Consider the following 19,137-nt stretch of genomic DNA (forward strand, 5'->3'; position numbering starts at 1 on the left):
AAGAAATAAACAAGTTGATATAGTAATAAATACACCTACTAAAGGTAATGACTCAACAAGAGACGGATTTAAAATGAGAAGAACAGCTATTGAATTTTCTACTGAAATAATGACATCTTTAGATACATTAAAAGCCTTAGTAGAGGTTAAGAAAAAGCATATAAATAAAGATAAATTAAAAGTTTATAATATAGCAGAATAAAAAACAAACTGATATTTAGATTAATTAAAGGCGTTAGTTCCTAGGAGCTTTCGCCTTTAATTAATACTCGATAATTATTTTCTTATGTGAACTAAAATAAATATCAATCTTGATACTATCAGTCTTTTCTTTAATCATTAGATAGAGGATAAGAGTGGTAGTCATGAATTTCTTCATGTATAAGATTTTCATATTTATCATAATAGTATTTAATTGTAACAACTATTTTATCTCCTTTAGATACATTTCTATAGAGTTTTTTATTTTTAATAGAGTAGACCTCATCTTTATATATGGCATTAACTATAAAAATTTCTGACTCATAATCAAATGTACCCATTACTGGATTATAGTGTTTTGAATCTTCTTTATAGCAGAAGCTTTCAACAGTCATTATATAAGTTCCAAATGAAATCCATTTGGTACCTTTAAATAAATTTACTTTCTCATTAATATATGAAACGCCTGGCGTATCAAGAATTTTTTCTAATAATATTTTTTTCTCCATATACAAAAACTCCTTTCATAGTACCTATTAATATCGTAGTACTTACTCGTATAAATAAAACAAAACTATATTTATTAATGTGACTACATAACATAGTCATTTTCTATTTCTTTCTTTAATCTATTAATTATAATGCTTAAAATTATCAATATAACTACTACAATTATCAAAGCTATAATCAACCAAGGTGGAACTATGTGACCAAAACCTCTATTGGCTGTAAATGCAGCAGCTGCAACAAGCCATCCAAATAAATTTAAAAATAAGAGCCTTGAATTTGATAATCTTCGCAATAAAACTTTTTTAGGTTCTATTTTTTGTTTAAACATTGAGCGTAATTCTACTGACATCTCACCATCACCATCAAATCTTTCAATTGCCTTATTTTGTGCTTCATCTATTTTATATCCATTTTCAATAAATTCATTTGCAGATGTTGTTAGATGTTCTCTTAGCTCTTCTTTTAAATCTTGAATTTCTTTGTTATTTTCACTCTTATATAGTGTTTCTAAATACTCTTCTATTATTTTCATAAATCTAATCCCCCTTCTTTAGAAACTTGTTCATAATATCTTGTATAAAGTACCACTCTTGAATTTTTACTTCTAAGTTGTCCTTTCCATCATCTGTTATATTGTAATACTTTCTCCTGCTTCCTACGCCTTGGTCATTTCCCCAATAAGATTTTATCAAGCCCTTAGATTCTAATCTTTTAAGAGACACATAGAGTGTACTTTCTTTTAATTCAAATGTAGTTTCATCTCTAACTACTTTTGCTATTTCATATCCATATGAATCTCCTTTGCTTAGTATTGATAATATTAAAGTATCAATATGACCTTTAAGCACTTCTTTGTTTAAGTCCATAAATTCACCTACTTTATTTTATCATATACCTCGTAATATAAGGTATATAGATATATAATAAAACATTTCATATTATTTTCCAAGTCTAAACTATAAAATTTTAATTATTATTTAAAAAGGGCATTCCATTTATGATTTAAAAATCATTTGGAAACGCCCTTTTTATAATACCTGATTATACTAGACATCTTAAATCAATTTCTCTCTTTTTAACCTGTATCTGAATTTCGGTTAGAAGTTCATCTTCATTGTTTGTAGATAGAGGGTCTATTATAGGTATCTCATATATATAATTTTCAATAGGTATCCTTTTATAATCAACATAATCAACTAACTTTTTAAAAGCAGTATAATTTTCTCTGTAAGAGCCTTTATATGTCATACAAATAAAATCACCAGCTGAAATTTCAGATATATATTTTTGAGACTTAGCATCAAATAAATCTCTTTCAACATTTACAAAGCTATTTTCATAGATGACTTTATCTTCCTTTAAGAATTTATCTATAGATACAAGACCACTTACTCCACCATAAAACACAGAGATATTATCTTCTAGTATATTTGCTATTTGTCTTCTGGAAAGCTCCATAGTTTCTTCATTACTTAAACCTTCTTCATATTCTATGGATAAAATACTTCTTCTTGGAATATGTTTTCTTACTATTTTACCTACTTCATCTACTCTCATACCTTTTTCCATTGTTTCTTTTTTTGTACTTAATACTTTTTTTATAAGTTCTAATTCTTTAATTTTTTCATCTACGATATTAATCTTATTGGTTAATAATTTTAGAATTTCTTCATTGTTTTCATCTAATTTTTCTTTGATTTCTTTTAATGGCATACCTAGATACTTTAAGTATTTTATAATATCCAATTGTGAAAATTGGTCAATTGAGTAATATCTGTAATTGCTTTCTTGGTCAACATGAACAGGTTTAAATAAATCTATTTGGTCATAGTATCTTAGCGTTTGTATGCTTATTTTGTGAAGTTTTGACATTTCGCCTATTGAAAACTTTTTACTCATATAATCACCTCATTTGAGATTTAGAATATATTCCATGGATATTTATCAGGTGGAGTACATATAAATTCCATTTTTTCTTTTGTTGTTGGATGGCAAATTTCTATTTTATTAGACCAAAGAGAAATCTGTTGTCCAATTTTATTTACTTCTTGGCCATATCTTTGGTCTCCATATAATGGGTGTTTTCTAGTTGCAAATTGAACTCTTATCTGATGAGAACGACCAGTTTTTAAGTTTACTTGAACTAAGCTTAGATTTTCTTTAAAACCCAAAACTTTGTAACTAAGTTCAGCTTCTTTAGCATCCTTATGGTTTTTTTTCACAACACTCACCATATTTGTTTTTTTATTTTTATATAAAAAATCTTTTAATATGTCTGAATCGGATTTCATTTTACCATGAACAACTGCCATATAGGTTTTTTTGAATGTCTTATTTCTTACTTGTTCAGACAATCTTGAGGCAGCTTTTGATGTTTTGGCAAAAACCATGACTCCACCCACTGGTCTATCCAGTCTATGTACCAAACCAATATATACATTTCCAGGTTTATTGTACTTTGTTTTGATATAGTCTTTTAAAAGATTTACCATGTCCTTATCATTGGTATCATCTCCTTGAGATAATACATTTACAGGTTTATCTACAACTAATAAATGGTTATCTTCATATATGACTTTTATCATTATTTTTTCTCCCATCTTCCAAATATACCACAAGGAAGTATTTTACCATCCCTAGAAGCTGGTATTCCTAATTCTCCACCATAGATTTCGCCATTGTTTGCCTTTTTACCTATTGTTGTAGACAGTACATTTTCTAGAACTATTGGAGAAAATCCTGTTGTATAAGAATTAATTAGAAAGAATAAAGGATTATCAGATAAAACACCCATACATAAATCCACAAAGCTATATAATTTTTCTTCTATTTGCCATACTTCTCCTTTAGGTCCTCTCCCATAAGAAGGAGGGTCCATTATTATTGCATCATATTTCTTACCTCTTCTTATTTCCCTTTCAACAAACTTTACAACATCATCTACTATAAATCTTACTGTTTGATTTTTAAGTCCTGATAACTCTATATTTTCTTTTGCCCAGTTGACCATACCTTTTGCAGCATCAACATGACATACTTCTGCACCAGCGGATGCACATGCTACTGTAGCTCCTCCTGTATATGCAAAAAGATTTAATACTTTTATAGGTCTGTCAGCTTTTTTGATTTTATCCATCATCCAGTCCCAATTGGCTGCTTGTTCTGGGAATAATCCAGTATGTTTAAATCCAGTTGGTTTAATGTGAAATTTTAAGTTTTTGTAATTTATAGTCCATTGTTCTGGATATCTTTTTTTGTGTTCCCACTGACCTCCACCTTTATTACTTCTATGATAATGTCCGTGAGGGTTTTTCCATAGAGCCCATTCAGACTCCATTGGCCATACAACCTGTGGGTCTGGTCTTCTAAGTACATACTTACCCCAACGCTCTAATTTTTCTCCATTTCCCATATCTATAAGTTCATAATCTTTCCATTTATCTGCTAATAATAACATATCTTTCCTCCTATAAAATAACTCTCAATCCTATGTATTATACCACAAAATCAGTCATTTTTTGCTGTTTTAGATACTTTCTATTCTTTACATTTATTGTTAACATTATTACTCTTTTAAACATATTATATAGTATCTGATTTTTTTAATAAGAGGAGGAGAGTTTTAATGGAAAATTATCAAGCTACAAATACTTGTACATATAACATATTATATGTGCAGTTTAATGAAGATTTTGGCAGAAGCAAATACTTTTCATATGATGTAAAATATCCTATTCTGTACAATATTAGAAATCAATCCACCTATGTAAATCCGCCTATTTTAAACAACATAAATTCTGCTGTAAAGATGACTGTAAATAATTTTAAGCTTGGGTTGCAAGAAGAAGAACAAGAATATAATAATGCAGCTTCTCAAAATTCACTTCCAAAACAAAGTTACTGGGTTTCTACTAATTATGCAGTTACTTTCAGTAAAAACTATGTACTAAGTATGATATTAAATCTTATGGGATTTGCTAGTAGTTCTGGACCTAAGTACAATACATTAAATAATTACAATATAGACTTAACAAATGGAAAAGAACTTTTACTAGGTGATATTTTTAGAGATGGAGTTGACTATATAAACATAATAACTGATTATATAAAAGCTGAAATTAATGAAAACAGAGAAATGTATTACTCTAATGTAGAGTTAGTTATACCTGAAGATCAGGCATTTTATATTACAGATGATGGGATTGTTATCTATTTTGGTGTAGATGAGATAGCACCTGAAAGCTTTGGAATCCCTAAATTCAAGATAAGATTTTCTGATTTTGGAAATTTTATAAATCAACGTTTCTATTGTATCTCTCCAGACATATATGTTCAATCAAGAGGAAGAACTAAGCATTTTATGGTATAAAAATATAGATAATTCTGAGCCCTATTTTAGTATATCAAGATTTATGCTGGAGTAGGGTTAAGATTTATCTATCTTAAAAACATAATTTAAACAGTACTATTTGTATATGTTAGTTATATAGACTCAGACCTACTGATAAACATTTATATAGTACAATTAATTTGTATTAAAAGTTTTAACTTTTGACTCAACAAGAAGATTATATTATTATATATATTTAAGTTGTTATTTTTTTTTATACATTTGCTGATAAGCAGAATTTTTATTGATTACTTCTACCTTTAAATTGGGATTACTTACTACTTCATACAAAAAAAGTTTTCCTAATTTTAACCTGATGTTCATCTCCAACCTGTTCCATTCATAGCCTTTGAACAATTCTTTTAATAAAAAAACTTCTCCGCAATGGATGTTTTTTAACTCATCTATTGCATCATTTAACAGACTATTCATATTATTTCCTCCAATTTGTATAATTTCATTAACTTCATTATATTGTTAATTTTTGACATAGTCAAACAAATTATAAAGGAATTATAATGGTGTCAAAAGTTAACAGTATTGACACCAAAAATTCGTTTTAGTAAAATGTATAAAGACAAGTAGATACAGATATCTACAAATTCCTGCATTAAATATTTACGTTAGGAAGTGATTATTATTATATATGGATATTGCCGTGTCAGTACAAAGAACCAGACAGATAACAATAGTTTGTATCAACAACAGCAAGAGATATTAAGCAAGTATAACAATGCTAAAATAATAAAAGAAACTTATACAGGGACTACCACAAATAGACCTAAATTTGAAAAAATTATATCTTCTTTAAAGAAGGGAGATTTACTTGTTGCGACTAAACTTGATAGGCTAGCTAGAAGTACATCAGATGGGATACAACTGATAGAGGGTTTATTTGCTAAAGAAGTTAGTGTCCATATTTTAAATATAGGTCTCCTAGAAAATACTTCAATGGGGAAATTCTTTTTAACTACATTACTTGCAGTTGCAGAACTTGAAAGAAATATGATAATAGAACGAACTCAGTTGGGAAAAGAATTTGCTAGAAAGAAAAAAGATTTTAAGGATGGTAGACCAAAGAAATATAGTAATCAGCAGATACAATACGCATTGGGATTATTAAATTCTAAGCCTTATAGAGAGGTTGTGAAGATGACTGGTATCTCTAAAAGCACACTTATTCGTGCGAAGAAATCAATTTAATGAGATTTTACTTATAAAAAATTAGAGGTATAAATAAATTGGATTATTTGAATATATTTATGCCTCTAATTAATTTTATTTACAGATGTTAAATTATAGTAATGTATAATTACTATAGACTTTTGATGAGAAAATGACAATAAAAGAATTTATACAGAGAACAAAAAATTGATGCTTTATGTATTGAATCAAATTTAATATAAAAAGAGATATGTCTTAAAACAAGCTTATTTTAAGACATATCTCTTTTTATGTTAAATTTTTTAAACATTGTAAAAAAAATATCAAAAACATATTGACTCTATAGTTACTATAGAGTTTATAATTAAAACTATAAAAAAGCAAAATAAGTGTCAGATTTTTAGAAATTATAACAAATATAAAAGTATACTTAAAAAGTTTGTATTAATTAAAGCTGAATTGGTGAAATTTGGCAGGGAAAACGTTGTATAAATAGGTCAAAATAGGAGGAATTAAAATGAGTAATAATATTAATCAAGATTTGGAGACAAAAATAATACATTGGGGACATAGTGCAGACCCAACAACAGGTGCATTAGCTACTCCAATATATCAAACAGCAACATTTGCTGCAAAGACAGTAGAGCATTTTGAAGAGTTATGTATGACATGGGGGTATGTATATACAAGAGAGTGTAATCCGACACTTACAGAGCTAGAGGCTAAATTAGCTATGCTTGAAAATGCAGAAAGTGCTATTTCTAGTACATCAGGTATGGGAGCAATAACATCTACTATATTAGCATTAGTAAAAAGTGGAGACCATATAGTTAGTTCTGATGGAATATTCTCACATACTAAATTATTTATGTCTGAGTTGTTAGCCAAATTTGGCGTTGAAGTTACATTTGTAGATGCAGTAAACCCACAAAATGTAAAAGATGCAATGAAATCAAATACTAAGATAGTTTATATAGAAAGTCCATTAAATCCATCATTAGATTTAGTAGATATAAAAACAATAGCAGAAATTGCTCACGAAAATAAGAGTTTAGCTATTGTTGACAGCACTTTTGGTACTCCAATTATACAAAGACCAATAGACTTAGGTGCAGACTTAGTAATACATAGTCTTACTAAGTTTATAAATGGACATGGAGATACTTTAGGGGGAGCAGTAGCAGGTTCAAAGGAATTAATAGATTTAGTTAGATGGCCAAGTTTATGTTGTTTTACAGGAGCATCTTTACCACCAATGAGTGCATGGATGATTTTAAGAGGTATGAAAACGTTAGACATGAGAATGAAAAAACACTGTGAAAATGGATTGGCAGTAGCAGAGTTTTTAGAGCAAGAAGAAAATGTAGAACTGGTAAAATATCCAGCACTAAAAACTCATCCTCAGTATGAACTTTGTAAAACTCAAATGAATGGTTTAGGTGGAGGAGTAGTTTCATTTAAACTTAAAGATGGAATAAATGGATTAACAAGAGACCAAGCTAGTAGAAAATTAATGAACTCTTTAGAACTTGCAACAATAGCAACAAGCTTAGGAGAAGAACATACATTAGTTCAAATGAATGGAGAAAATCTAATAAGAATAGCAGTAGGACTAGAGTCTGCAAATGATATAATAAATGACTTTAAACAAGCTATAGAAAAATTAAAATAAAGTTATATAAATAAAACTAGAAAATTAAAATCTTAAGGAGACAAAATCATGGAAAACAAAAGTAATGTTAAGAGATTTTTGGTAATATTCATATTGGCATTTGGGACAACAGCTATGTATAGTTTACCATATATGAAGTCATCATTTTATGATCCAATGCAACAAGCATTAGCATTGAGTCATACGCAAATAGGGAACTTATTGAGTTTATATGGATTAGTAGGAATGGTATCTTATTTTATAGGTGGATGGTTTGCTGATAGATTTTCAGTTAGAAAACTGATAACTTTTTCTTTAATTGCTTCAGGAGCATTAGGGTTTTACTTCTCAACATTTCCATCATACAACATGATTCTTTTAATATTTGTATTATGGGGATTTACAACAATATTAACATTCTTCTCAGCTTCTGTTAAGGTTGTTAGAATGCAAGGTAGTGAATCAGAGCAAGGAAGAATATTTGGATTTTATGAAGGTTTATCAGGGGTATCAGGTACATTAATTTCTTTTATAGGTCTTTACTTTTTTGGAAAATTTGCTGAAATAACTATTGGATTTAAATATGTAGTATGGTTATATTCTGCAGCATCTATAATATGTGGTATACTTTTATTCTTCTTAGTAGAAGAAAAGAAAGATACTGGAGCATCAGATGAAGGATTAAGCATTAAATCATTACTAAAAGTAGTTACAATGCCAAAAGCTTGGCTGATTGGTCTTATAATATTTTCAACTTACTTAGTATTTTCAAGTTTAACTTATTTAAGTCCATACTTATCAGAAGTTTATGTAATGCCAATGACTTTAGTTTCAGCTTTATCAATAATTAGAACTTATGTTATAAAAATGGGAGCATCTCCTATTGCAGGTGTTATAACAGATAAAGTTGGTTCATCTATAAGAGTAATGTTTGTAGGATTTATATTAATGACAATAAGTACAGCAGCTTACTTAGTAATCCCTAAGAGTGCAGCACTTATATGGATAGCTGTAATAAATATGATAATACTAAGTGTAATCTTATTTGGATTTAGAGGTATATACTTTGCATCTGTTTCAGAGTCTAATATATCTTTAGAAACTACAGGAGCAGTAGTTGGATTCGCTTCATTTATAGGATTTTCTCCAGATGCATTTTACTATACAGTTGCAGGTAACTGGTTAGATAAATATGGACAAACAGGATATACGTATATATTTATTCTATCTGTAGTGTGTGCAGTTATAGGTATATTTGCCACTTATGCTTTAAATAAAATAAATAAAAAAGAAAATAAAAACTTGAATAATAAAATCGCTTAAATACTTATAATTATTTATATAACTCTACCTATTTTTTTAAAATGGGTAGAGTTGTTCATGTTTAAAATAATAATAGTTTTAGTTTAGAGATTTCATGATTATAAAATAAATTTATAACATGTGGTATAAAGTAAGTTTAATTAAAAAATAACAGTAACTATTTAAATATTAAAATAGAAAATTAAGACAATAATAAGAATATGGAGAGTAGATATGTTAGCATTATGGGAAAATGGAATTATAATTATATTTGCATTTCTATTGTTAGGGATAGGCTATTATTTTTCTAGAAATGTAAAAGATATGGAAAGTTATTACCTAGGAAATCGAAGTTTACCATGGTCTTTGATAGTAGGTACTTTGGTTGCCTCTTGGTATGGTGGAGTTGGTACAGTTGGTAGTGTAGAGTATGCAGCTATATATGGGATATCTGCATGGGCAGTATGGTCAATAGCTGCACATATTGGAAGAATGCCTTTAGCATTGTGGGTTGGACCAAGAATTCATATAAGAACTAATATAACAGTTCCTGATTTATTAGAAAGTTTTTATGGAAAGCAAGTTGCTATAATTGGAGCAGTTTTAATGTTTATATATTGTGCACAACTTGGAGAAATAACAGCTATGGGAACTATAGGTAATGTAGCTTGGGGAATTGATAAACAGCTAATAGGGTTTATAATGGTAGTGGTAGTAGTTATATTGACAGTTCTTGGTGGTCTTATGGGAGTTGCCATTACAGATATGGTATTGTTTTTCTGCATGGTATTTGGTCTAACTATGGTTATGCCAGGTCAATTTGACCAAATAGGTGGTTTTCAAGGTCTTACAGAAGCACTTAAAGATGCACCTCAGTTAATGCATCCTACAAAAGGTATGTCAGCAATGAAAGCATTGATGTTAATAGTATATTCATTTGGAGCTTATTCAGACCCAACGTTTTACCAAAGATTTTCAGCAGCAGATTCTCCAAAAGTTGGGAGAAGAGCTTTATTGACTTGTTTTTCTCTATGGATATGTTTTGACATGGTATTAACTATGACAGGTCTTATAGTTAGAGCCACTTATCCAGAAATGGCTCCAGCAGCTGGGTATATAACTTTAGTTTTAAATACATTGCCAGAAGGTATAAGAGTTATATTTATAATCGGAATTTTAGGTTCAATAATATCAACACTAGATAGTTATTATCTAGCAGCAGGAGCTACCTTAGCAAATGATATATATGGAAGAATTACTAAAAAAGAATTATCTCAAAAGCAATTAGTTAAATTTACTAGAATAGGTGTATGTTTAGCAGCAGTTATGGGACTTAGTGTGGCGTTTAGATTTGAAAATGTATATGATGCATGTATATTTGTAGGAAGTATTTGGATGGGTTCAGCATTTGTACCTATAGTAGGAGGTCTTCTTGGTAATGGAAGAAGAACATCTATGGGTGGTATTTTGGGAATGATTGTAGGCGGAGTAACTTTTGGTTATTTTAAAATGTTTCCAGTTCAAAGTTTTGAATTAGAACCTCTTGTTATAGCCATCCCTCTTTCATTTATTGCATGGACAATAGGAAATAGAATAGGTAAAAATTTAAATACACAAAATAATCTATAAAAAGGGAGTAGTTATTATGTCTAAATTGGTATCTAAAGTAAAAAAAGATTTGGAAATAAAATGGCTTGGTATAGATGGTTTTTTAGTACTATTATACTTTTTAATAACAGGATTTATATTTTATGGTATAGTAACTAGAAATGATATTATAGTTGGAAAGATAATCCCATATGGAGTCATGATAGCAGTAGTTATGATATTTTTTGATTATCTATATAGAGTATTTAAAATGACAGGAAAAAAAGATGAAAGGGAATGATTTTATGGATATAAGAGCATTGCCTATAAAAATTACAAAAGATGAAGCTATAGATATAGCAAAAAGTGGAAATAATTCATTACTAAGTAGACTGATATTAAAAAATAAAGAAGTTCATGAAGTTAGACTTCATTATATAGAGTTTAAAGTCGTTACACTTAAAATTCATCAAAATAAATCTATTTTCATGAAAAAAAAACAAGCTGGTAATACAAATGAATTAAATATTTTAGTAAATGGTTCTACGGGTGCTGGCAGTATAGTACAAGAACTACCAGTGTCTGAAATTGTAAAAAATGTAGATAATGACATCATACAATATAGTGATAAGGATGAAAGGAGAGTAAAATCAAAGGCAAATAAAATGGCTATAAGATTAAGTCACAGGTTTATGGGGGGTATACCAGAGATAGAGATAGTTAAAATTAAAAGTATCTTTAGACCATACTGGGTAGTATTCTTTGGAAAAGTGGAATTAAATACAAGAGTAAGTTACTTGCCAATTGAAGCAGATGGTTTTGTTATAGGAATGTAGGATATTTTATATAAATATATTTTACACTTATTGTATAATACATATTGAGAGAAGATATAATAGCTAGTTATATACAAGTATCTTTTATACTAGATAACCCAATTTATGATAAGTGAGTTTAAGGTGTATAGGTTATAATTATGGAGGAAATTAATTCTTATGATAAACTATAAATATACAGGGTTTTATATAGAAAAGCCAGTAGGAAATAATGTATTTTCATATGAAGAGAGAAAAAATAAGAGTATATATGTTCCAAAACTAATAAGTGGAACATTGGATGATGTGAAATTAGGAAACAAAGTCGTATTTAATGAAATTGATGAAAATAAAGAGATAAAAGCAACAGGATTGGAAAATATGGTCGAATATGTCCTGGGAAATAAAAGAATATATGTTTTTGATAATCATAACCATGCATTTTATTTTTGGATAAAATCTATGATGGCAAATGAATTCACAAGAGGATGTAAATTAGTACATGTAGATCAACATAAGGATACTAGAGAGCCTAAAAACTACAATGTAGATATAAATAATCTGGAGGACGTATTTAGGTATACAAATGAGGTTTTAAATGTAGGAAGTTTTATAAAACCAGCATTAAAACATAATATATTTTCAGAATTAATAATAATAGATAGCTCATATGGCTTTGATTTAGATATAGAACCAGAGTTTGTTCTTGACATAGATTTAGATATATTTTCAGAGGATATGGACTATATACCATTTGATTTTAAACTAGAAAAGATAAAAAATCTAATTAAAAAGGCTAAAGTTGTAACAATTGCTACAAGTCCTTACTTTATAAACCAAGAGTATGCTATAAAAGTATTAAAAGAATTGTTTAATTATGATATAATGTAAGAGTTAACTTTAAATAGAATATGGTATAATCAAAAAGAAGAAACTTCCAATCTAACTAAAAGATTTTATACTATAAAAAAACTAAAAAAATATAGATATACTTAGGAGGAAAAAAGTATGAGTTTATATACTGAATGGAGAAATTTAAGTGATAACCACGAAAGTCAAGAAACAGAGGTAAAATTCTGGGAAGAATATTTAAAAGTTGAAGCTGGAATATACAATGAAATATTAAATAGTAAAATGGATGTTGTTGAAGGTAAAGTAAGTGAATTAGCTGAGAAATTTGGAACTACTAATGAATTTTTCATGGGATTCATAGATGGAATAAGTGAAAGTTTAAAAGAAGATATAGTTTTAGAAGATGTAGAAGCTGATAAAGAAGTTTCTATAAAAATAGATTGGGAAAAATTATATAACAATATGGTAACTGTCGAGGCTCATTGGCTATATAATTTACAAGGTTGGGAAGAAATATTACCAGCAGACCAAAGAAAAGAAATAATAAAAGCATACAAAAAATCTAAAACAGTAGTTAAAGAAGCAAAAATAGGAAGAAATGATTCATGCCCATGTGGAAGTGGTAAAAAATATAAGAAATGTTGTGGAAAGTAAGGTAATCTTATGTTTATTTTAAGATTTGCAGATGATGATGACAATTTATCAGTTAAAGATTTTACATCTTTAACTGATTTAAAAAAATATATTAGTGAAAATAGTATAGATAAAACATGGCATCAAATTGAAGAAGTTAAGAAAGTAATACCTAACCTAAAAGAGGAATAAAATTAAGTAACATTAAAAAGAATATTAAAAAATAGTTGTCAATAGTTGTCTATAAGGACAACTATTTCTATTTTTAGATATAAATATAAAATATACAGGGGGTATAAATATGAAATTTATTGATTTGCATTGTGATACTATAGCAAAATTAATGGAGAATGTAGAAACAAGTGAACTTAAAACTAACAAATATTCTGTTGATATAGACAGGCTGAAAAAAGGGGATTCATTGGCTCAAACATTTGCTCTTTTTGTTGATACTGAAGAAGTAAAACATCCTTTTGATTACTGTATGAGTATGGCAGATAAATTTCATAAAGAAATGAAAAAAAATAGTGATGTAATAGCTCTAGCTACTAACTATGAAGAAATTATGAAAAATCAATCAGAGAATAAGCTTACAGCACTTTTATCTATAGAGGAAGGAGCAGTGCTTGAAGGTAGAATAGAAAACTTAAAGAAGTTTTATGATTTAGGCGTTAGAATGATGACAATAAGTTGGAATCATGTGAATGAGTTAAGCTTTCCTCATAATAATATAGAGTATAGAGAAAAAGGTCTTACAGATTTTGGTAGAGAAGTTGTACATAAGATGAATGAGCTAGGTATGCTAGTTGATGTTTCTCATATTTCAGATGGTGGATTTTATGAAATTGCAAAAATATCCTCTAAACCAATAATAGCTACACATTCAAATTCAAGAGCAATGATGAATCATACTAGAAACCTAACTGATGATATGATTAAAGTGTTGGCTAATAAAGGTGGGGTTACAGGAATTAACTTCTTCCACTTATTTTTAGGCGATAAAAGCGAAAGTAAGCTTGAAGATATGGTTAAACATATAAAACATATTGTAAATGTTGGAGGAATTGATGTTGTAGCTCTAGGCTCAGATTTCGATGGAATAGATTCAAAAGTTGAGATTGAGGATATATCTCAAATGGGTAAATTATACGAGCCTCTAAAAAAAGAAGGATTTAGTGAAGATGAAATAGAAAAAATATACTATAAAAACGCTTTAAGAGTAATAAAAGAAGTGTTATAAGAAATGTTTTTTTGACATTAGGAAACAAAGTTTTATATCGAACATAGTATAAACTAAGATAAAAATTTATTGGAGGTTTAACTATGAAGGTAGGAGACATTGTAGCTAGAAAGTCACATAACAAAGATATTGTATTTAAAATAGTCTCTTTTGGTGTAGATGAAAATAATGAAAAAATAGCTATACTAAAAGGAATTGCATTTAGAGTAATAGCAGATGCTTATATTGATGACCTTGAATTAGTAAAAGCACCTGATATAAAAGATATATTAATAGATAAAAATGTAGAAAATTTATTATATAAGTCAGTAAGAAAGGCTAAAGAGAGACAGAAAAAGATGACAAGGGCAGTTCCAAAACTTCAATTAAATTCTAACACATATGGAATGCCTGGAAAAGTATTACAAATAGATGGAGATAAAGAGTATTTAAAAATTTGTTTGGATGTATATGCTCAACTTGGAATACCTGCAGTAGGAGTAGCAGTTTCAGAGCAAAACCAGCATAAAGAAGTAAGAGCATTACTAGAAAAATATAATCCGGATATACTAGTAATTACAGGACATGATGCAATGACAGTAAAAAGAGGGGATATAGAAGATATGAATAACTATAGAAACTCTTTAAATTTTATGAAAACAGTTAGAGAAGCACGTAAATGGCAACCAAATTTGGATAATCTTGTAATATTTGCAGGAGCATGTCAGTCAAATTATGAAAAAATAATAAATGCAGGAGCGAATTATGCAAGTTCCCCTGGTAGAATAATGATACATGCTTTAGACCCTGTTTTTGTAGTAGAAAAAATTGCATGTTCAAGAATTGATGTAGTAGTACCTATTGATGAGGTTATAGAGCAGACTATCACAGGTGTTAAGGGTATTGGTGGCTCTGAAACAAGAGGGAAATTTAGATGGGCAATGCCAAAAACAATATTGCACTAACAAAAATTAACATAATTATACTGTATATATTCAAAAATAGTATTGACATTTTTGCAAAAAATATATAAAATAATTAGTTTAAACGTTTGACAAAAATGTTTATATGTGATATTATGTAAACATATAAACGTTAAAGAAGGTGATATTGTGGCTACTGTTCAAACTCTAGATAAGATAAGAGTAAGCTTAGAAAGACATATAGGAAAGAAAATATTGTTGAAAGCTAATAAAGGAAGAAAGCAGATTATTACAAAAGAGGGTATACTAGAAAAAGTTTATCCAAGCGTGTTTGTTATAAAATTAGATGATGAAAGTAATGGATATCCTAGGGTATCTTATAGTTACTCAGATTTATTAACATCTAATGTAAAGTTGCAAGTTTTTAGAGATCAAGATAAATTACAAATAAGTTAAAATTATACCTATTAAAAATAGGTGTAATTTTTTTTTTGTTCCTTAAATATAAATATAGTGTGATATTTTTATAATACTTAAGGAGGTAAACTATGGAATTAATTAAAGATGTAATTAAAATTGACAATAGAATAGACTTTGGGAAATTTCAAACATTTATTGAGGCGGAAGCAGTAGTGCCAGACAAGAAGCTAGATGTATATGAGATTGTAAAGACTGAGGGTTACATATCACTTAAAAAAATTGAGATAGCAGATGGAAAGATACTTTGTAGAGGAAGTTTTAATTACAACGTAATTTACATCGCAGACGATAAAAATACTGTTTCTAATGTAGATGGAAAAGTAGATATAAACGAAGTAATAGAAAAAGATAATGTTATGCAAGATATGGAATACATGTTATTTTCAGAGGTAGAGCATATGGACTGCACTATAATGAATGAGAGAAAGATTAAAGTAGGAGCTCTTATGAATATAAGAGGAAGTTTATTTGAAAAACAGAGATTAGATATTGTAAAGGATGTAGCGCAAGTAGAAGGCATACAAAAGCATAGAAAGGAAATCTGTTTTCAAGATATAGTGGGAATAGAAAAAGCAGAAAGTTCTATAAGAGACACTATAACTATAAATACAGAAGAAATTCAATCTATAATAAGCTTAAATCCTTGTGTTAAAGTAAAAGAAAGTAGAGTAACTGATAATAAGGTTATTATTGGTGGAGTATTAGAAATAAATCCATTGGCTTGTACATATGAGGGTGAACTTGTAGAGTTAGATAGAGTGGGTATAGAGTTCACTCAGTTTGTAGAAGTTCCTGGAGTGAGTGATGGTATGACAGAGGAAGTATTATTGTCCATGTCAGACTTTAATCATATTTTTAAACAAAATAGTGAAAGTAATACAGGTCTATTAGAAATAGATTGTATGGCTTGTTGCAAGGTAAAAGTTACAGATGAAGTAACAAGAGAGGTATTACAAGATGCATACTCTCCTCAAAAGATAATAAAATTTGACCATAAACCTATTCAATTAAATAAGACTTTAAGAAATAGTGAAGAAACATTTATGGTTAGAGAAGGAATAAGAAATGATAATGATGATATACAAATAAAAGATATTGTAAGCGTTTGTCCAACTATGTCTATAGAAAATAGCTACATTGAAGGAAATAAAAGTATTATACAAGGGATTATAAAAGTTGAAATTTTATTTATTCCAGTTGAAGGGCTAAAATTAGTTTATAAAATTAGTGAAGAAATTCCATTTGAACATGATATAGAGATGGATAACTTAACTGATACAGCATCAGTATTTAATACGGCATGTATTGATAAAATTGAGGTTGATTTGAATAGAGACCAAATAGATTTGGTTATAAAAATCAAAAGATTTACTGAAGCATTAGATAAAAAGGCAGAAAGCTTTATTGTTAAAGGTGAAGATCAAGGTGTGTATGATTTATCTAAAGCCCCAAGTATAATTGTATATATATGTAAAGAAGGAGATACTTTCTGGAATATTGCAAAAAAATACAATACAACAGAAAATGAAATTGCAGAACTCAATGATATAAAACTTGACGAAGCAATTAAGCCTGGCAAGTGTCTTATTTTAGAAAAAAAAGTCGTATTAGTAGATTAATATTAAAAAATTTAAAGTAATTAAGTATAATAGGGTATTATAATACCCTATTATTTTATTTTTTGTAGTATAATATTATTGTTAGTGATGCATTATTCTTTAAACAAGGAGGATAGAATGGATTTTATAAAACTAAAGAGCAGGGCAAAAATAAATTTATCCATTGATGTCTTAGGAAAAAGGCAAGACGGTTATCATTTTGTTGAAATGATAATGCAAACGATAGATTTATACGATATAGTAAAAATAAAGGGATTAGATAAAGATGAAATAGAGATAAAAAGCACTAGTTTAGATATCCCTTTAGATGAAGATAATATTGTTTATAAAGCTGCCAAAATACTTAAGAATAGATTTAATATAAAAAAAGGCGTAGAAGTATTCATAGAAAAAAATATTCCTGTAGCAGCAGGTATGGCTGGAGGAAGTTCCAATGCCGCCGCAGTATTAGTAGGATTAAATGAATTATGGAAACTTGAGTTATCTGAAGATGAATTAAAAGACATCGGATTTAACTTGGGAGCAGATGTTCCATTTTGTATATCAGGAAGGCCTGCTTTAGCTCAAGGTGTTGGAGAAAAACTAACAGATATTAAAGGTTTACCATGTGATATAAGTATTTTAATATGTAAACCAGAATTATTTGTTTCTACAAAAGAAGTTTATCAAGGGTTAGATTTGAATAATATTAAAAAAAGACCTAATAATAAATATTTGATGGAGTGTTTAAATTCAGAAGACATAAAAGCTGTATCAGAAAATATGGTAAATGTTCTTGAAAATGTTACTATAAGTAAATATGAAGAGATAAATAATATAAAGCAAGTTATGATGAAAAATAATGCTTTAGGTTCTATGATGAGTGGAAGTGGTCCTACAGTTTTTGGATTATTTGAAAGTAAAGAAGATGCTCTAATTGGAAAAAAAGAATTATTAAAAAAATATAAACAGGTATATGTTGTTAACAGCAGTCAAAAAGGGGTTGAAATTTGTGGAGAATTTAACTAAACTGAACTTGGATAATTACAAGCCATTAAGAGATGTAGTCTTCGAAAATTTAAGAGAGGCAATCTTAGAAGGGAAATTAAAGCCTGGTCAAAGGCTGATGGAAGTACAACTAGCAGAACAATTAGGAGTAAGTAGAACTCCAGTAAGAGAGGCAATAAGAAAGCTTGAATTAGAAGGTTTAGTTGTTATGTTGCCTAGAAAAGGTGCATATGTAGCAAATATGTCATTAAAGGATCTTCTAGATGTATTAGAGGTAAGAGCAAGCTTAGAAGGTCTAGCAGCGTCTCTTGCTGCTGAAAGAATTGGTGATGATGATATAAAAAAACTTAAGGATATATCAGAAGCGTTAAAAAAAAGCATTTTGGAATCAGATTTAGATGCACTATTGAAACAAGATGTAGAATTTCATGAATGTATATTTAAAGCAACAAACAATAAAAAGTTAATCCAATTGATAAACTCCTTATGGGAACAAGTGTATAGGTTTAGAGTTACTTATATGTCTGATTACGACTCATCGCTTAATATTGTTGAAGAACATAGATTTTTACTTGATGCCATAATAAAAGGTGATAGTGAGTTGTCTAAGAAATATGCTACAGAGCATATAGAAAAAGCAGAACAATTTATGATAGATAAGGCTATGATGAATAAAGACTTATAAAATTTAAAAAACTACTTTGAAATGTTTATAAACATTTCAAAGTAGTTTTTTTATTGATATTGAAAATATTATGAATAAATTAAATTTAAATGGACATAATTGATGATATAAATTTATCT

General features: G+C 28.5%; 24 protein-coding genes. 17 read left to right on the forward strand and 7 right to left on the reverse strand.

What is annotated here, in order from left to right; all coding sequences use genetic code 11:
- Positions 1-202: hypothetical protein (locus IC214_RS03390; RefSeq protein ID WP_227437584.1), on the forward strand; the 202-nt coding region annotated here is incomplete at its 5' end.
- A gap of 130 nt (positions 203-332) precedes the next feature.
- Here the strand turns inward: IC214_RS03390 and IC214_RS03395 are convergent.
- The 6 genes from IC214_RS03395 to IC214_RS03420 form a co-directional block, all read right to left on the reverse strand.
- Complete coding sequence (locus tag IC214_RS03395) at positions 333-710, reverse strand: DNA polymerase III subunit delta (RefSeq protein WP_227437582.1); 378 nt, start codon at positions 708-710, stop codon at positions 333-335.
- Between the two features lie 83 nt (positions 711-793).
- Complete coding sequence (locus IC214_RS03400) at positions 794-1,243, reverse strand: permease prefix domain 1-containing protein (protein ID WP_227825049.1); 450 nt, start codon at positions 1,241-1,243, stop codon at positions 794-796.
- 4 nt (positions 1,244-1,247) lie between these two features.
- On the reverse strand, positions 1,248-1,577 hold the full coding sequence (locus IC214_RS03405; protein ID WP_227437578.1) for a PadR family transcriptional regulator: 330 nt from the start codon (positions 1,575-1,577) through the stop codon (positions 1,248-1,250).
- A gap of 175 nt (positions 1,578-1,752) precedes the next feature.
- Entirely contained in the window at positions 1,753-2,610 is an 858-nt protein-coding gene (locus tag IC214_RS03410; RefSeq protein WP_227437576.1) for a MerR family transcriptional regulator, read from the reverse strand.
- A gap of 20 nt (positions 2,611-2,630) precedes the next feature.
- On the reverse strand, positions 2,631-3,296 hold the full coding sequence (locus IC214_RS03415) for an RluA family pseudouridine synthase (RefSeq protein ID WP_227437575.1): 666 nt from the start codon (positions 3,294-3,296) through the stop codon (positions 2,631-2,633).
- Entirely contained in the window at positions 3,296-4,168 is an 873-nt protein-coding gene (locus IC214_RS03420) for a class I SAM-dependent methyltransferase (protein ID WP_227437573.1), read from the reverse strand. Before IC214_RS03420 ends, IC214_RS03415 begins: the two co-directional genes overlap by 1 nt.
- 168 nt (positions 4,169-4,336) lie before the next feature.
- On the opposite strand from IC214_RS03420, the gene IC214_RS03425 reads away from it, so the two are divergent.
- On the forward strand, positions 4,337-5,080 hold the full coding sequence (locus IC214_RS03425) for an RsiV family protein (RefSeq protein ID WP_227825047.1): 744 nt from the start codon (positions 4,337-4,339) through the stop codon (positions 5,078-5,080).
- A 225-nt stretch (positions 5,081-5,305) separates the two neighbouring features.
- On the opposite strand, the gene IC214_RS03430 is transcribed toward IC214_RS03425, so the two are convergent.
- Positions 5,306-5,533 (reverse strand): single-stranded DNA-binding protein, encoded by a 228-nt coding sequence (locus IC214_RS03430; RefSeq protein WP_227437569.1) that lies wholly within the window; start codon positions 5,531-5,533, stop codon positions 5,306-5,308.
- 201 nt (positions 5,534-5,734) lie between these two features.
- Here IC214_RS03430 and IC214_RS03435 point away from each other — a divergent pair, with 201 nt between their 5' ends.
- The 15 genes from IC214_RS03435 (at position 5,735) to IC214_RS03505 (ending at position 19,018) form a co-directional block, all read left to right on the forward strand.
- On the forward strand, positions 5,735-6,304 hold the full coding sequence (locus IC214_RS03435) for a recombinase family protein (protein ID WP_227483333.1): 570 nt from the start codon (positions 5,735-5,737) through the stop codon (positions 6,302-6,304).
- 478 nt (positions 6,305-6,782) lie between these two features.
- Positions 6,783-7,937, forward strand: a complete 1,155-nt coding sequence (locus tag IC214_RS03440) for an aminotransferase class I/II-fold pyridoxal phosphate-dependent enzyme (RefSeq protein ID WP_227863211.1) — start codon at positions 6,783-6,785, stop codon at positions 7,935-7,937.
- Positions 7,938-7,985: 48 nt separating this feature from the next.
- On the forward strand, positions 7,986-9,239 hold the full coding sequence (locus IC214_RS03445; protein WP_227437565.1) for an MFS transporter: 1,254 nt from the start codon (positions 7,986-7,988) through the stop codon (positions 9,237-9,239).
- Between the two features lie 213 nt (positions 9,240-9,452).
- Positions 9,453-10,847, forward strand: coding sequence for a sodium:solute symporter family protein (locus tag IC214_RS03450; protein ID WP_227437563.1), 1,395 nt, complete (start codon positions 9,453-9,455; stop codon positions 10,845-10,847).
- A gap of 16 nt (positions 10,848-10,863) precedes the next feature.
- Complete coding sequence (locus IC214_RS03455; RefSeq protein WP_227863212.1) at positions 10,864-11,106, forward strand: hypothetical protein; 243 nt, start codon at positions 10,864-10,866, stop codon at positions 11,104-11,106.
- Entirely contained in the window at positions 11,093-11,641 is a 549-nt protein-coding gene (locus tag IC214_RS03460; RefSeq protein WP_227483274.1) for a hypothetical protein, read from the forward strand. Before IC214_RS03455 ends, IC214_RS03460 begins: the two co-directional genes overlap by 14 nt.
- Before the next feature lie 159 nt (positions 11,642-11,800).
- Complete coding sequence (locus IC214_RS03465; RefSeq protein WP_227437556.1) at positions 11,801-12,511, forward strand: UPF0489 family protein; 711 nt, start codon at positions 11,801-11,803, stop codon at positions 12,509-12,511.
- A gap of 117 nt (positions 12,512-12,628) precedes the next feature.
- Positions 12,629-13,126, forward strand: coding sequence for an SEC-C metal-binding domain-containing protein (locus IC214_RS03470; protein WP_227437554.1), 498 nt, complete (start codon positions 12,629-12,631; stop codon positions 13,124-13,126).
- A 9-nt stretch (positions 13,127-13,135) separates the two neighbouring features.
- A complete protein-coding gene (locus IC214_RS03475; protein WP_227437552.1) occupies positions 13,136-13,297 on the forward strand; it encodes a hypothetical protein in 162 nt (53 codons plus the stop codon).
- A gap of 109 nt (positions 13,298-13,406) precedes the next feature.
- Positions 13,407-14,345, forward strand: coding sequence for a dipeptidase (locus IC214_RS03480; RefSeq protein ID WP_227851722.1), 939 nt, complete (start codon positions 13,407-13,409; stop codon positions 14,343-14,345).
- 83 nt (positions 14,346-14,428) lie between these two features.
- Entirely contained in the window at positions 14,429-15,289 is an 861-nt protein-coding gene (yabG, locus tag IC214_RS03485) for a sporulation peptidase YabG (protein WP_227437548.1), read from the forward strand.
- A 147-nt stretch (positions 15,290-15,436) separates the two neighbouring features.
- Positions 15,437-15,703, forward strand: coding sequence for a Veg family protein (locus tag IC214_RS03490; protein WP_009892135.1), 267 nt, complete (start codon positions 15,437-15,439; stop codon positions 15,701-15,703).
- A gap of 92 nt (positions 15,704-15,795) precedes the next feature.
- Positions 15,796-17,346 carry a DUF3794 and LysM peptidoglycan-binding domain-containing protein gene (locus IC214_RS03495; RefSeq protein WP_227437546.1) on the forward strand — a complete coding sequence of 517 codons (1,551 nt, stop codon included), beginning with the start codon at positions 15,796-15,798 and terminating at the stop codon, positions 17,344-17,346.
- 117 nt (positions 17,347-17,463) lie between these two features.
- Positions 17,464-18,354 carry a 4-(cytidine 5'-diphospho)-2-C-methyl-D-erythritol kinase gene (gene ispE, locus IC214_RS03500; RefSeq protein WP_227437544.1) on the forward strand — a complete coding sequence of 297 codons (891 nt, stop codon included), beginning with the start codon at positions 17,464-17,466 and terminating at the stop codon, positions 18,352-18,354.
- Entirely contained in the window at positions 18,338-19,018 is a 681-nt protein-coding gene (locus IC214_RS03505) for a GntR family transcriptional regulator (RefSeq protein ID WP_227437541.1), read from the forward strand. Before ispE ends, IC214_RS03505 begins: the two co-directional genes overlap by 17 nt.
- Positions 19,019-19,137: the final 119 nt, after the last annotated feature.

The sequence above is a fragment of the Clostridioides sp. ES-S-0190-01 genome (assembly GCF_020658275.1).
In the GTDB taxonomy this organism is placed as follows: Bacteria; Bacillota; Clostridia; order Peptostreptococcales; family Peptostreptococcaceae; genus Clostridioides.